The sequence below is a fragment of the Psittacicella hinzii genome (assembly GCF_003585885.1).
In the GTDB taxonomy this organism is placed as follows: Bacteria; Pseudomonadota; Gammaproteobacteria; order Enterobacterales; family Psittacicellaceae; genus Psittacicella.
Window position 1 is genome coordinate 17,435 of the sequence record NZ_NRHC01000088.1, and the last position, 15,976, is coordinate 33,410.

The window sequence follows — 15,976 nt, forward strand, 5'->3', positions numbered from 1 at the left end:
ATTTTAATCTTTATCTAAATGAATAATCAGATCACTAAGTTCATTAAGGAGTTTATGACTTGGCATTTGCGCGTAAACTCCGTGCTTAACTAGCTCTTGCTCTTGGTTAATACTTGGACTGTACATATTGCCACGAATAAAGAGATACATACCAATAAACTTAATTTGTTTGAGAGCTTGAGGTTGGTTAGCAAAGAGGTTTTGGCGACAATAACTATAAACAGCTGCAAGGTAAAGATACATTTGTAAAATGTAGCCAGTGTCTTGCATGGTTTTTTCTAGAGCCTGCGGTAAATAGTCATTTGGATGACTGCCAAGCATATTAGTTTTATAGTCAATAATAAAAAATTCTTGCTCACTAATTAAAATTAAGTCCACTAGACCTTTAAATTGATCGAGTTTAATTTGTTCAAGGCTAGCATTGTCCTTTAATTTAATTACTTTGTGTTTAGCAAGGATATCAACAAAGCGCGGAATTAGTTGCGTAAATTTCTCATTATTGATTTTATTAAAGTAAAACTCCCACTCAGTAGTAGCTTCAATAGTTTCAACCTTGTTAGCTAGGTTTAAACGTAAAATATTAGCATCTTGCTTGGAGCTTTTTAGAGCTAGTTCGAGAGAATTAGTGTTACGTAGAGTATCAAGATCAAGCAGAGGGTAATCCATTGAAGTACGGATTAACTGCTTAACTAAATTACTTTGTCCATTAAAGAAGTCATTAATTTGCTGACTAAGAGGATTAGGGTTAGTTTTTACTTGATTAAAGTAGTTCTCATAAAACTCATGCACGAGAATACCAAACTCATTACCTCGCGGTAAGTAACGCATCGCCAAAGCAAACTCTTCTGGGTTAGTAGCATACTCTAAGCCCGCAAAGCTATTACTTTCCTCAGCACTGTACCAAGGAGTTTCAAGCAGTTGCTCTTCGTCGGCGTCACTAAGTTCACGTTGACCATTTTTATTTTTTAATAAATTAACTTGATCACTTAAAGTAACAGAAGCATCGCTATCTTCTTCCTCAATAACTAGTTCTTCTTGTGCTAGTTGTTGGACAAAGCTGTCTTTAACCTGGGTAAAACTTAAGCGTTGGTTAAACGGTAAGTTTTTACGGAGGTCTTGATTAGTTTTTACAGGTAAGAGGAAATTGTTATGGTTAGAGACTGCAATTTCTTCTGCGGTTAAACTTTGACCGAGGAGTTCAAGTTGTTTCACTTTTAAAGTTTGCTCTTTACTTTGGCTGGTATGAGTATTAACTTGTTGGTTTGTGTTTGCCTCTAACTGATGAGCTTGTTGTTGAATTTGCGCAACAAAGTTAGTCAGTGAAGAAGCATAGGCAGGATGGACGCCAACAAAGTAATACTCTTTGTCTCCAAGAGTAGCAGGTACAGCTTTAATCTCTGGTAGAGCATAGCTTTGGTAAAAGCTATTACTCGGGTGATACACTTGTTCATAAGCTGCCAGTACATAACCCGGTAGAAGTTCAAAGAACTTAGTACGAGGAATTTGTTCTAAATCGTACAAGTACTTTTCTTGTTGATAAAAAGATAGAAGTTTATGGACTTCTACTTGATTACTTTGGAGAGCAAACTCTTGATAAGCTTGAGCGTTATAACTCGCAAATTGTTTTTGCTCATCAAAGTTACTTGGATTATCCAAAGGATTAGTAGTTAGATGTTTCTCGATATACTCTTTTGGTAAAGGAAAATCTATCGAGCCACGGTTAAAGAAGTAAAAGGTTGCAGCCTTAGCACGAGTAGCACCTACATAGAGAGTACGAGCTTCATCACTAGCAGAGATATCTTGGTAAAAACGATGATCTATAGCATTACTAAAGTCATAGAAGTCTTTAAATCCTGGTAAAACATTGTTTAGGTTCCAGTCTCTTACTTCGTTTTCTACTCTATTGCTATTAGCAAAATTAAAAGTTTGCGCAGCTATAACAATTTTAAACTCTAGACCTTTGGAGCTATGAATAGTCATCATAGTCACGCTTTCTTTGTTTTTCTCACTATCTCCTTGGTGAAGAGTAAAGTTTTTGTTACTTTTAGTCAGGTAAACTTTAGCGCTATCGTAAAAATTCTTGATAAACTGCGGGTTGTTTAGTTGTAATAAAACTCTTTCTTTGTTTTTCACATCATCAAGTGATTCAAAGAGAAGATTGTAAACTTGCCAAACGTTTTCAATAAAGTCTTGAGGTACTCTAATGCCTGAAAAAATTAGGTTCTCTTGGATTAGTTTGTCAATGGCAGCTAGTAAACCACGAGTTTGCCAAATATCTTGCCAACGTACTAGTTTTTCTCTAACTTCTTGATAAGCATGCGCTTGGTTTAAAGCATTGTGAATTTGGTTAAAAGTTAAGCCAGATAAACTTGAGTAGATAAATTTTCTTACTAAAGTTTGATTATCAGGTTCCACAATTGCGCGTAAAGCTAAGGTAATGTCTTCAAGAATTGTACTGTTTTGATCAATATTGTCACGATTAAAATCGCAGTCAATATTGTATTCTCTTTTGAGAATAAGAGCTACTCGCTCGAGATCATTGTTATTACGGGATAAAAAGCAAATATCTTTAGCAGATACTGGTTGCTTAGTATTATCTTTACCTTGGAGATAAAGTTGTCCATTTTTCCCCATAGTAACTAGATGAGCGATAAAGTTAGCAATTCCCTCAAAAAAGTCATTGGTAGCATTAGCACCTTTTACTCCGTCTTCAGGCATACTACCTATTAGGTTAAAAGGACTAAGGATCTCTTCGTTACCATTGGCATCTGCAAAGATCAAAGTTGAGTTTTTGGGATTACCTGCAGTTACCAGTTGATACTTGATTTGCGGTAAATTAAAAAAGCGATTGTTAGCGGTAAATAAGTAGTTACAAGCTTCAACAAATGGCTGACTTGAACGGAAGTTACGACTTAGAACTGGAGCTTTAACAGCTTTATCTTGCGCTTCAAAGTAGTTAAAGATATCCGCTCCCCTAAAAGCATAAATTGCTTGCTTAGGGTCACCAATCATAATTAGACCACGATTTTGTTTACTGCCGATTTCTTCATTGATATCATCAATGAAAAATCTTTTAACAATTTCAAACTGTACCGGAGAAGTATCTTGGAACTCATCTATAAAGATAAACTTAAATTTTTCACGGATAATTGCAATACTTGCTGGATTAATATTTTGTAACAGCAAGAAAGCTTTACCGGTTAAATCTAATTCTTTATTAGTAAAACTATGATTGAGATAACGTTTTAATACCTTATGGGTAAAGAAAATACGTAAGGTATTAAAGGCTTTTACGTGCTTTGATTCTTGCTCTAGTTGTAGTTGTAGGTAAAGATCATAAAGAGTAGTTTTATCATCTAAACCATATTGCTGATAGAGTTTAGCTACATCGTCTGGAGAGATATTTTTATAAACTGTTCCGGTAATAAATTGTAGGAGTGAGTTTTTGGCAGGCATGAAGGCAAAGCCTTCTTCCCTGCCTCCAAAAGAGCTACTAGAAAAGTAGTTCTCACTTGGAGTTAATTCTTTAGATGAAGCAAAACCCCAATCATGGTTACAAAGCTTATTAAAGATATCAATCCCAGAATGCCCTAAACGGTCAACTAGGGCAACTTGTTCACGAATGGTTTGACTTAAACTTAATTGAAATAGGTCAATACGACGATCGTTCTCTTTTGGGTTAATGTCTTCAACTGGTAGACTTTTTAAAGTTGCAGGATCAAGTTCATGATCGACATCAAGGACAGCGTCACCGATAAATTTATCAAGGGTTTTAATGGAAAAGTCATTAGTAAAGATCTCTTGGTCAAGAATCTTGTAAGACTCTTCGAGGCGGTCTTCTTGACAAATTTGGCTTAAGCATTTGAGAGTGAAATCATCAACTTTTTCTTGCGTAAGAAAGTGTTGTAAAGCTTCAAGATTAGTTAGGTTATCTTTACTTTTAGTTTGTTTGAGGGCAAAAAGGTACTGACGTAGTTCGTGCATACGACTAGTTACCCTTTCTTGCATTTCATCAACCGAGTTGTTGGTAAAGGTAACTAAAAGGATCTCTTTAGCTTTATAGCTACGGTCTAAGATTTGCGGAGTAATCTCTCCATTTTCTTCGAGTTCACCTCCAAGGTTGAGGAGAAGACGAATAAACATATTAACAATTGAGTAAGTTTTACCGGTACCGGCACTAGCCTCAATAATACTGTTTTGATTTAGTTTAAAGTTAAAAGAATCAAACTCTTGCATAAATTCGGTTTTAACAGGGAAGTCAAGGTTTTAATCTAGCTTCTATTATAAACTAAAACTCCCCTAAACCTAGGGGAGTTTAGTTTATTTAATTTCTTCAAATAGTTGATCATACTCGGCAAAAAAGTTATCTTTTTTATGAGTGTGTTGCGCTTGCGAAGAGGTCATATTGTGCATAACCTCATGCACTACTTGATCAATGGAATTTTCTTCAGCGTCTTTTTCCGCTTGGTACAAGTTATCAATTTGCTCAAGTTGACGCTCAAGTTCATCTAGATGAAGGGTATCACTTGTTTTTGAAGTTAGAGCCTCTAAATCGGTGAGCGCATCAAGGGCAGAAGTTTGGGCATTTTCTTCGCTTTCTTCATTTGCTTCAGTTGTTGCTTCACTTTCTGCAAACTCTAGATTATCTTCAGCTTCAGCAAAATCATCTTGTTCAGCATAATCTTCTTGCTCATCAAGCTCTTGGTTAGCAGTTTTTGTTTTAAGATCAGCAAGCTCTTGAGGTGCAAGATTATTTTGCTCAAGGTTTGAAGCTTTTTCTTTTGCCTCTTGCTCTTGTTCTAGCTGTTTCTCTTGCTCTAGTTTTTTCTCTTGCTCTTGATACTTAGAATTGAGTTGTGAGATTTTCTCTAGAGATTGATCTTTACTAGTTGTTGCTTGGGTAAGAACTTGATCTAGTTGACTAAGTTTGAAGTTATCGCTATTAGCAAAACTTTCTTGGACTTTATCTTCGGTAGTTTCCAGTTTTTCTAGTTGCTCTAGAGCTTTTGAGGCACTAGTTGTAAAACGGGTCATACGTTTAATTAAGCCTTGATTGCTTGAAAGTTGCTTATTGAGATCAGAATAAGCTTTAATTGTTTGTCCAAAACGTGTACCTAACTCAATTGACTTAGCAGCTACGGTTTCAACTGATTGGAAGAGTTTTTCGGTACTTAAGGCTAAGTCGCGGAAGTTACTTTGGAACTCGTGGTTTTTCCATAAATTGTCAATTAAGTAAAGTAATGGAATTAAGGTAGCATTAGAAACGATTACAATATTATGCTTTTGTGCTTCTAGATAAATATCAGACTTCTCTTTTGCCAGATAAGCAAGCACATTATCTATAGGTACATACATGAGTACATATGGATAGCTGTTTAAACCAACTAGTTTTTGGTACTGTTTTCCAGCTAAGTCACGAATGTGATCTTGAATATTTTTAACTAGTTCTTTGGTTGCGAGTGCTTCGCTTTCTTTGTCAGTAGCTTCGATAATTTTTAGGTAAGCGTTAAGAGTTACCTTACTATCAACAATTACATGACGGCGGTTTGGTAAATTGAGGACGCAGTCAGGTTGGTATTTTTTACCATTAGTACTCTCTGCACTTACTTGCAGATTAAAGTGGATACCTTTGATTAAGCCTACGCTTTCAAGGAGGACTTCAAGTTGGGCTTCGCCCCAGTTACCTAGTACTTTTTTATTTGAGCCACGTAAAGCTTGCGTTAAGCTATCTGTTTGCAGACTAAATTTAGTAAATTGTTTATCAAAGGAATTGATTTTTTCGAGAAGCTCACCGTCACTTTTGAGGTTCTTTTCCAGCACTTCAACAGCTTGTTTGTTTAAGCTTTCCATTTTATCAACAAGAGGTTTGGTAATGTTTTTAAAATTACCTTCGCTATCTTGGCTTAACTTGTTGGTCGCTTGTTGAATGAGTTGAGCAGTTTGGTTTTGTACTTCTTCTTTAATAAGTTTTAGTGAGCTTTCAGTTTGCTCTTTAAAGTTTTTCGCTTGCTGGTTTTGGTTGTCAGCTAAGCGTTTGATTTCAGCTTCGTGTTGCTGTTTTAGTTGGACTAAATCACTTTGGAATTGAGCTTTTTGCTCTTGGAATTGTTGAGTTTTTTCGTTTAACTCACGTTGTAAGTTATCACGATTAATAAAAGCAATTTCTTTATCTTGTAAAGCACGGTGATATTGCTCTGTTTGGTTTTCTAATTTATTGACTGTTTGTTGATGCGTGCTTTTTAAGTTTTCAAACTCTTGTTCTTGTTGCTTAAGGATAAATTCTAAACGACTATTTGCTTGGTTTAAGGCATTCTCTTTTTCACTTTGCTCTTCAACCAGACTCGTAAGTTGAAAAACTTTTATGTCTAAATGCCCATTCTCCTCTTGTAGTTGTTTAATTTTTTCATTACTCGCTACAATCTTGCTACGCAAGAAGAGGAGAATCAATAAAAATATGACAATAGTGAGAACTAGAATGTAGATGTTCATGTGTGCTCCAAATAAAAATTTACTTAGGGGGAGTTTGTTGTTTGTAAATAAAGACATCTATTTGCAAAATAGAGCTAATTATTATACTACTTTGCTATGTAGCTAGGTAAGATTTTACGAGAAAAAAAGGTATAATATACAAATCTCTAAGAAGAAATTACTTAAAGCTTGTAGAGAAAAAATTGGAGTATTTTAATGACAGAAAATGAATTAACTGTACGTTTAGATAAGTGGCTACATGCTGCTCGTTTTTATAAAACTCGCTCTTTAGCAACCCAAATGGTTGAAGGTGGTAAAGTTACTTACAATGGACAAAGAGCTAAACCATCGCGTCTGGTTGAAGTGGGTGCTGAGATTACTTTACAAAAAGGTAATGAGAAGATTACCGTAGTTGTGCAAGAGTTAAGTAATCGTCGTACAGCTTATAAAGTTGCGAAAAACTACTATGAAGAAACAGAAGCTAGTGTTGCTGCTCGTGAGCAGCTAGCAGAGCAAAGACGTTTAGAAAAAATGTCTTATACTCCATCACACCGCCCTAATAAGAAAGAGCGTCGTACTTTACAAAAATTCAAGATTGATCGCTCGTCACTGGATAATTATGACTAGGATCTAGGATCTAGGATCTAGGATCTTTCCTTGCCTATTTTTGAATTCTCGTTTCTTTGAACTGCTTTTTCTTTGAATTGTCTACTCCTTGAGCTAAATTTTACTGCAAGGATATTATGTACTAGGAGGAGGTGGGGCAAAGAAGTTTAGTTTAAGGAAGTCTTGGAGCAAGGAAATCTTGGGAGACAGCTCTGGGCAAGAAAATCTTGTAGCTCGGTGGGGCGAGGGCAAATTAAGTTGTACTTGCTAGCTGTGTTGCTCTTTAATATCTGTAAATACCGTATAAAATTTTACATTTAGACGTAAATATTGAAAGAATGTAAAAAGGTGCTATAATAGTAGTGCAAAAAAATTAAAAATTTAAGAGGAAATATGACAAACAACAAATTTGCGGTTTCTGCAGAACAAGTTAAATTGGGACTAGCTGACCGTGATTCTGTATATCGTTTCTTATTTGACGTAAAACCAGCGCAAGGTTTATGGTTAAACGTTAATAAAACTTTAAAAGATTCTTTAGAACACCAAAATGAATATCCTTTAGCAATTAAAAAATTACTAGGGGAATTACTACTAGTTGGTTCTGTTCTAAAACACTATTTAAAAACTGACGGTAACTTCTCTTTAGCAATTCAGTCTGAAAATACCCCTGTAAGAGCTTTATCTGTTGGTTTAAAAGGTGACACGGCTCGTGTAGTAGCTTATTTTGATGAAGAAGCTCAATTTGATACTAATGCTAAATTAGAAGACTTAATTAATCCAAATGCGAATTTAATTATGTCAGTTTACTTTGATGATCGTCAGGTAAAACCTTATCAAAGTATTATTCAAGTAAACTTAAATTCAATTCAAGATTCTATTCTTGACTACTACCGTCAATCAGTACAAATTCCTGCTTTCTTACGTTTAGCTTCAGAAGTTGATCAAGATGGTAATGTAAATACCTCTGGTTTATTCATGCAGTTTATTCCAGATGAGTCTGGTACGCTAGAAGATTTCAATGGTCTAGTAACTTTAGCTATGACTACTACTGATGATGAGTTATTAAAACTATCTGCAACTAATCTACTTTATCGTCTATTTAACCAAGAAGAAGTTAAAGTTGAAAAAGAAAAAGAATTATCTTTCTTATGTACTTGTTCAAGTGAGAAGTACTTTAAAGCAATTGCTTCTTTAGGTCGTGAAGAATTAGCTGATCATGAAGATCCTAATCTAGAAGCTGTATGTAACTGCTGTGGTAAAAAATACCAATTTGCTGTACAAGATATTCTAGATTTTATTACAGAGCAAGAAGCAAAAGCTGAACAAGCAACTGCATAAAATTAATTGTAGCTTGTAAAGTTTACCTAGAGCCTAAGATTTTATCTTGGGCTCTTACTTATTTTAAGCAGTTTGAGATTTTTTAAGCAGTTTGAGCTTGGATTTTTCTTTAGGTTTTTCTTTGCATTTCTATTTAAATTTCTCTTATATTTTCTTAAGTATTTAAATTAATTTAAGCTGTAAAAATTTTTGAAAAATTTGTGAAGAGAATGAGAATGAAATTAATCTTTATTCTATGATATTGAAAATAAGAGCAAAAAAAGCATTTAAATGCAACTAGGAATTATTATATAATTAATTTAAGGTTAGTAAAAAAATTAATAATTTTACTAGGCTTTTATTTCTTGTTACCCTAGTAGTATCTGCTACAATTTTGCAAAACCTTGATAATTACGTATCTTTAGTATATAATAGCAAGGTATTATAATTTATAGTTCAATACTGCTTGGCTCAAATCCAAGCTTTAATTTTTTATAAGTAGTTGAATTTTAAATTCTTTTATAAAAAATTATCAAAGCTTCTAATTGTGATAGTGATAGAAGTAATTTAGTAAGTCATAGAGTAAATTTAAAATAAACGGCATTTAAATTATCTTAATTTAGCTATTTCTTTTTTATGACTGATAAAATTAGGTACTACCCTTTGTAACAGTACCTAAAATTATTTATCTTTGTGTATAAATTTAGATAAAGTCTTAGCTTTTACCCTAAAAAAGCTAGAGATTTTTTCTAAAGAGTCTATCCTTTTATCTTGAGCTTTTTGCAAAAGCTGAACTGTGAGGAAATTTGATGAATATTCAAACTTTAACTATTGACGGCTTTACTACGTTATTTTGCGCATGTGTAGTTTTACTAGTAGGTCGTTTTGTTAACCGCGTAGCTCCGGTTTTAGAAAAATTCCACATTCCGACGCCGGTTACAGGTGGTTTAATTGTAGCTACAGCTTTATGTGTAGTTTACTACACTACTGGCTATCGCTTTACTTTCGATAGTAGTCTTTCAAATACATTAATGCTTCTGTTTTTTGCTTCAATCGGTTTCTCTGCTGATTTCAAAAAACTAGCGGCAGGTGGTAGAGGTCTGGTGCTTTTATTACTTGCATGTACGGGTATGGTTCTTCTACAAAACTTTGTAGGGACAAGCCTTGCTAAACTTCTAGGAATTGACGGTTTATACGGTCTTTTAGCTGGTTCAGTTTCATTAGTAGGTGGTCACGGTACAAGTGGTGCTTGGGGTCAAACTTTTGAAACAACTTATGGTCTATCTAACGCTACAGCGGCAGCCTTTGCTTGTGCAACATGGGGTCTAATCGCTGGTGGTCTTGTTGGTGGTCCAGTTGCGCAATACTTAATTAAGCGTAATAACTTAAAAGACTTAAGTATCCAAAACCAAGACGATAATGATAATGATCACGAAGCTTTTGAAGATGAACAAAAACTTCGTCCTATCCGTGCAAGTTCAGTAACTGAAGGAATTATTTGTTTATCATTTGCTATGTTCTTAGGTTCATGGTTACATACTTTAATTAGTAGCCTAAACTTAAGTTACTGGCCAAATATTCCTAAATTCGTTTATGTTCTGTTCATGGGTATTGTTTTAAGAAGTATCTTAAAAGGTATTTTCAAACGTGAACTTAAAGAAGTTACAATTGACGTTTTAGGTAACGTATCTTTATCACTATTTATCGCAATTACGTTAATCTCTATTAAAATTTGGGAGCTATCAGCTTTAGCTTTACCAATTTTAATTATCTTAGTGGTACAAACTGCTTTAGTAGCACTTTACTCAATTTACGTAACTTTCAATGTAATGGGTAAAAACTACGACGCTGCAGTAATGTGTGCTGGTCAATGTGGTTTTAGCTTAGGTGCTACCCCTACAGCCATCGCAAACATGCAGTCAGTAACTAACCACTTTGGTCATTCGCATAAAGCATTCTTACTAATTCCTTTAGTAGGTGCATTCTTTATCGACTTTGTTAACGCAATCTCAATTAGTTTATTTGCGACAGCAATTAAATAAATTTTAGATTTACAGAGCTAGCTTCGGCTAGCTCTTTTTTGTTGGCTTAATTTCCTTAATCTTCTTCATTTCCTTAATCTTCTTTTACAGCCTTCCTTAAATTAAGATGAGTTTGCTTTACAGCTTTCCTTAATTATTAAGATGAGTTCATTTAATTGCTAAATGAGTTTTTTTGAGTAATTTTCTACCCTGTTTGAGCAAGAAGTTAAATTTTAATCTCTTAAAATTCAATGTTTTATCTATACTTGTTAAAAATCTTTTTTCTAAGTACTTGACAGTAAAAAATAAATTTCATAAGATAAAAGTACCAAGCAAAAAGAAAACCTCTTATCATTTATTTTTACAAGGACTTTTTTATGACACGCAATGCTTACTTTAGCTACTTTACTTACTACTTTTGGTGGCAATTTAATTTTGCTAAAAGTACATTCGTGTCTAGCTTTTCAGGATTGAAAAGACGATGGCAAAGTAATAACTAGGTAAGTAAAAGTAGCTATGGCTTGCGAACCTAGAATTAAATTACTTTCTTCGTTCTTAAGCTATAGTTAGCCGAGGGATAAAAGTATCTTATCTCTATGCTTATCGCTTTAAATCCATGAAATAAATTATATGAGGTCAAGGGCTAGACATCTAGGATGTCTAGCCCTTAAAGCATGTTTAAATTCTTACCATTTAAACTTTAACTTTTTGAAGTTAACTCTTTAATACATTTAGCGCAGACTTTACGAGTAGACTTTTAGAGCGCACTTTAAGAAAGAACAAAAACTTCAAAGAGCACAAAGATTTCTAAGACCTCAAAGAACTCAAAAATCTTTCAAATTAACTTTTGACAATTAGGACGCCACCATGAAATCTAAAGTACTTGGTTCAATGATGATGGTAGCCGGATCTACAATTGGGGCTGGGATGTTAGTTATGCCAATAAACTCAGCTTATGTAGGTTTTGGAACTACTTTTCTAGAATTAGTTATTTTTTACTTTTTAATGTTAATTCCAGCTTTAGCTATAGCTGAAGCAACGCAATTTGCTCCACAAGGAACAACGGTAGCGGGGATTATGCAACGTACCTTTGGTTTTACTGGGTACATCTCGAATAACATTTTACTTTATGTATTTGCTTATTCTCTAGCTTGTGCTTATATTTCAGGGATCACGAACGTGTTAGCTGAGCTCTTAAGTATTCCAGATGGCTTTAGAAAACTCTTTACGGTACTTTGTGTTATCCCGCTAGGTTTTATTGTAGTTATATCTACGCGTGTATCTGATTTAATTAACCGTGCAATGTTCTACATTATGTGTTTAGCTTTTGTAGTTCTAGTTGCAATTTCTTTAACAAACATTAACTTAGATTATTTAAAAGCGAGTCCTGTTTCAACTAAAGCAGTTTACAACTCGATTCCTATTTTCTTCTTAGCTTATGGCTTCCACATTTTAATTCCCTCTCTATCTGATTATTTAGAGCGTAATGTACGTGATCTTAAAGTTGCTTTAATAGGTGGTTTAACTATTCCATTTGTGATCTTTACAGTTTGGAATTTAGTGGTGCATGGTCAAGCAAGCCAAGAGCAATTAATTGAGTTTGCGCAAAGTAAAAATGTAAACATTGCTAATCTTTTAACTAAAGGCGAAGAGAATAGTTACTTAGGTGCTGCGGTAACAGTATTTACTTTAACTGCTTTACTTACTTCATTTATCGGTTTAACAACTGCTCTAATTACAACTTTAAAAGAGAACTTCAAAAAAGTTGAAAGCAACCAAGAGCAAGGTTTAATTCAAGCTAGCCAAGAAGCTAAGGTTGAAACTAAATTAAATCGTGTAGCAATCTTTATTTTAACCTTTGCTTTACCTGCGGTGGTGGTAACCTTTAGTCCAGCTGCCTTTGTATTCTTCTTAGGATTTGCGGCAATTATTTCAACTCTACAGGCAATGGTAATGCCAATGATTGCTTTAATTAAAATCCGTTTAAAAAATCCAGAACTTTATCAAGATAAACAAGTTTATCGTTTTATTATTCCTAGTTCAGTGCTAGGTATCATAAGCGTACTCTTCTTAGTAGTTGCGTTTATGGCAGATTTAAACTTCTAGAGTTTAAACTAGGTGAGATAGCATAGAGGTGCAGATCATATTTTTCTAATTTATTTACGCTATCCTAATATTTGTTTGACTTGCCTCTATGCTATCTAGCCATATTTTGCTAGAAGAAATCTTTATTTATGGTATTCTATCCACTTAGTTCTTAGGAACTATAACGAGGAATTTCTTATGAACACTTTACGATGGTGTAATTTTACTAATTTTTAGAGGTATATTGTGAAATCAAAAGTACTAGGATCTATGATGATGGTTGCGGGGACAACCATCGGAGCAGGTATGCTAGTAATGCCTATTAACTCAGCCGAGGTAGGTTTTACAGCAACCATTATTGAATTAATTATCTTCTTTGGCTTAATGCTTCTCCCTGCTTTAGTGGTAGTTGAGTCATCTCAGTTTGCCCCACGTGGTAGTACCGTAGCGGGGATTATGCGTTTAGAGTTCGGTAATATTGGCTTTTTTGTGGCTAATATTATGTTCTACGTTTTCGTTTACTCTTTAGTTTGTGCATACATCTCTGGCTTATCAAGCATTTTTGCTGAGATTTTAGGAGTTCCTGAAAAATGGCATAATCTCTTTATTGCTCTGACAGTTATTCCTTTAGGTTTAATCGTTATCTTTACTTCGCGTTTTGCGGATCTAGTTAACCGTTTATTCTTCTATATTATGATTTTAGCGTTTTTAGTATTAGTTGCTTTCTCAATCCCTAATCTAAAAGCCGAATACCTAGCTAGTGCACCTGTTTCAACTAAAGCTGTAGTTAATTCAATTCCTATTACTTTCTTAGCTTTTGGTTTCCACATCATTATTCCTGCACTTTCTGATTATTTAGATCGTAATTCACGTGATTTAAAAATTGCCATTATTGGTGGTTTAGCAATTCCATTAGTAGTATTTATTATTTGGATTGCAATGGTACACGGCCAAGCAAGCCAAGAACAATTAATCCAGTTTACTAAAGAGGGTAAATCTGTAAACATTGCAAGCTTAATTGCTGATGACCAAGCAGAACAACGTACTTTAGGTATTGCTGTAACAATTTTCTCAATCTCTTCTTTATTAACTTCTTTTATTGGTGTTGCTTTAGCGTTAATCACTACTTTAAAAGAGACTTTTGCGAAGAAATTACCACAAAAAGCTAACTATGTAATTCCAAGTGCAGAAAGTCAAAGCGAAGAAGTTATCTATGAAGATACAGACCGTATTGAGACTTACTTAAACCGTTGGTACTTATTCTTATTAGCGTTTGTAATTCCAACTTTTGTAGTGATCTTCACTCCAGCTGCGTTTATTTTCTTCTTAAAATTAGCAGCAATTATCTTTACTTTACAAAATCTAGTAATGCCAGCAATTGCATTAATCAAAATGCGTGTTAAACGTAAATACTTATACGAAGAATACCCAAATGCGTACCGCTTATGCTTAAATAACTTTGGTTTAGGGGTATTAGCATTAGTACTATTTGTGCTTTGCTTAATGTAATGCTAACGCATTAACTTTATAAACAAATTTGAAGGAGCAGGTTAATAACTTGCTCCTTTTATTTTGTCTTTTGCATGTTACTGCTTAAATGAAAACTCTACAGCTGGTAAAAACTAGTTTTTTATAGTAGACAAGATCTAGTTTTAGAGCAGAGCAAAACTAAGTTTAGAATAGTCAAAAACTAGTTTTTAGAGTAGAGCAAAACTAAGTTCAGAATAGTTAAAAGCGGGAGTTAGAGTAGGCAAGAACTAAGTTTAGGTTAGAAAAAATCTAAGTTGAGTTTTCTTTTTGGTAAACTATAAAAGACTGAATTATTACAAATAGATCTAACCCATGTTTAATTTTGATTTCTATAACCCAACTAAAGTTCTCTTTGGGGAAAATCAACTTGCGAGATTACCTGAACTTTTACCTGAAAAGGCGCATGTGCTATTGCTTTATGGGCAAGGTAGTGTTAAGCGTTTAGGAATTCTTGAGCAAATAAAAAACCTTCTCCAAGAACATGATTTTGCCTATAGTGAATTTGGTGGTATTAAGCCCAATCCTGAAATGGGGCAGTTAGTTGAAGCTATCTATACAGCCCGTAAGCATAAGGTTAACTATATTCTTGCAATCGGAGGTGGCTCTGTTATTGATGCCGCTAAGTTTATTTCTGGGCATGTACAGATAGATAACTTTGACATTCTTCTCTTTGAGTTGGAAAATGAATGCTTTGAAATGGCAGAGCAAGATTACCTCTTTAATCCAGATAACCTTGAAGCAAAAAATCAACATACTCCTTTTGGAGTGGTGTTAACTTGTCTAGGTACAGGTTCGGAAATGAACCGTTGGGCAGTTATCTCAGATAATTTGCGTAAGATAAAAGTGGATTTTGGGCATGAGGATCTTTTCCCGCAATTTACAATCATTGATCCAAGCTTAACTTTTAGTTTACCGGTAAAACAAATTCAAAATGGAGTTGTGGATGCGGTAGTGCATGTATTTGAGCAATATCTGTTAGAAGATAAGGCTTATAGTCATAATGATGTTGCTTGTTTCATGGCAGAAAGTTTACTAAGAGTACTCTGGAAATATGGTCCATTGACAGTAGCAGAACCAACTAATTATGAATATCGTAGTAATTTTTGTTGGGCAGCAACTATGGCGCTAAATGGCTATTTAAGTGTGGGTTTAGAAGCTGAAGATTGGTCAACTCACCAAATTGGACACATGCTGACTGCTCATTATGGGATAGAGCATGCTCCAAGTTTAACTGCGGTTTTTATTAGTAACTTACAATTGAGATTTAAAGAAAAACAAGCGCGTTTAGCAAGATTTGCCCGTGAGGTGCTACATTCGTCATTAAGTGGAGAACAAGCTGCACGTTTTGCTTTAATAGAGATAGCTAAATTTTTTACACAAATGCAGATGCCAATAAGCTTGAGAGATTATCGTCTCGAAGCTCTACCTGCAGTAATGGATAAAATTACTACCTCTATGGCATTAACTAATCAAAAAGCTTATGGTGAGTTTAGTAAAGTTAAGAAAAAGCAGATTGCGCAAATTCTCCGTAATCCTAGTTTATTACGTAATCACCTACCAACTCATAGTTTAAAAATAAGAACTAATCAGCGTTGCTCTTACAAAATTGTTAAGTTTAAAGCTTGGCTGAATAAGTAAATCTTGAGAACTTAACATCTAAGATAACTTTGATAACGTTGATAACTTTGCTTAGGAGAATTTCTTCTTAGCCTAGGGTAAAGAGGGGTAGGTAATAAATAGCTCAAATTTACTTATCCTTTGTATAAGAGATAAGTAAGTTTAATTTAGTTGATTAACAAAAAGCTCCAAAGCTAATTTTAGCTTTGGGGCTTTTTGCATGCTTTTGAGCATAAGAAACACAGAATGTAAATTTCACTAAGATTTAGAACCTGAATTCCGCAATTGTAGAAATACGCCCTCATTTTTTACCCTGAATTCCGCAATTGTAG

At 34.3% G+C, this 15,976-nt stretch carries 8 protein-coding genes; 6 read left to right on the top strand and 2 right to left on the bottom strand.

The window, feature by feature from the left end; all coding sequences use genetic code 11:
- Positions 1-3 precede the first annotated feature (3 nt).
- Positions 4-4,236: a UvrD-helicase domain-containing protein gene (locus CKF54_RS06475; RefSeq protein WP_119525546.1), complete on the bottom strand. Its 4,233-nt coding sequence runs from the start codon at positions 4,234-4,236 to the stop codon at positions 4-6.
- An 84-nt stretch (positions 4,237-4,320) separates the two neighbouring features.
- Complete coding sequence (gene rmuC / locus CKF54_RS06480) at positions 4,321-6,489, bottom strand: DNA recombination protein RmuC (protein ID WP_222987551.1); 2,169 nt, start codon at positions 6,487-6,489, stop codon at positions 4,321-4,323.
- 195 nt (positions 6,490-6,684) lie between these two features.
- Between rmuC and CKF54_RS06485 the strand changes: the two genes are divergently transcribed.
- The 6 genes from CKF54_RS06485 to CKF54_RS06510 all read left to right on the top strand — a co-directional run bounded on the left by CKF54_RS06485 (position 6,685) and on the right by CKF54_RS06510 (position 15,665).
- Positions 6,685-7,095, top strand: a complete 411-nt coding sequence (locus CKF54_RS06485; protein WP_119525548.1) for an RNA-binding S4 domain-containing protein — start codon at positions 6,685-6,687, stop codon at positions 7,093-7,095.
- Positions 7,096-7,467: 372 nt separating this feature from the next.
- Positions 7,468-8,412 (top strand): Hsp33 family molecular chaperone HslO, encoded by a 945-nt coding sequence (locus CKF54_RS06490; RefSeq protein WP_119525549.1) that lies wholly within the window; start codon positions 7,468-7,470, stop codon positions 8,410-8,412.
- 788 nt (positions 8,413-9,200) lie between these two features.
- Complete coding sequence (gene gltS / locus CKF54_RS06495; protein WP_119525550.1) at positions 9,201-10,433, top strand: sodium/glutamate symporter; 1,233 nt, start codon at positions 9,201-9,203, stop codon at positions 10,431-10,433.
- A gap of 846 nt (positions 10,434-11,279) precedes the next feature.
- Complete coding sequence (locus CKF54_RS06500) at positions 11,280-12,518, top strand: amino acid permease (protein ID WP_119525551.1); 1,239 nt, start codon at positions 11,280-11,282, stop codon at positions 12,516-12,518.
- A gap of 225 nt (positions 12,519-12,743) precedes the next feature.
- The gene (locus CKF54_RS06505) at positions 12,744-14,006 is read left to right on the top strand and encodes an amino acid permease (protein WP_147396829.1); all 1,263 of its coding nucleotides are present in this window, start codon (positions 12,744-12,746) and stop codon (positions 14,004-14,006) included.
- A 333-nt stretch (positions 14,007-14,339) separates the two neighbouring features.
- Positions 14,340-15,665: an iron-containing alcohol dehydrogenase gene (locus CKF54_RS06510; RefSeq protein WP_119525553.1), complete on the top strand. Its 1,326-nt coding sequence runs from the start codon at positions 14,340-14,342 to the stop codon at positions 15,663-15,665.
- The last annotated feature ends 311 nt before the right edge of the window (positions 15,666-15,976 follow it).

Coding starts and splice junctions, on each gene's coding strand:
- CKF54_RS06490 (WP_119525549.1), top strand. CDS start 7,468: ATGACAAACAACAAATTTGCGGTTTCTGCAGAACAAGTTAAATTGGGA.
- CKF54_RS06475 (WP_119525546.1), bottom strand. CDS start 4,236: ATGCAAGAGTTTGATTCTTTTAACTTTAAACTAAATCAAAACAGTATT.
- CKF54_RS06510 (WP_119525553.1), top strand. CDS start 14,340: ATGTTTAATTTTGATTTCTATAACCCAACTAAAGTTCTCTTTGGGGAA.
- CKF54_RS06485 (WP_119525548.1), top strand. CDS start 6,685: ATGACAGAAAATGAATTAACTGTACGTTTAGATAAGTGGCTACATGCT.
- CKF54_RS06500 (WP_119525551.1), top strand. CDS start 11,280: ATGAAATCTAAAGTACTTGGTTCAATGATGATGGTAGCCGGATCTACA.
- rmuC (WP_222987551.1), bottom strand. CDS start 6,489: ATGAACATCTACATTCTAGTTCTCACTATTGTCATATTTTTATTGATT.
- gltS (WP_119525550.1), top strand. CDS start 9,201: ATGAATATTCAAACTTTAACTATTGACGGCTTTACTACGTTATTTTGC.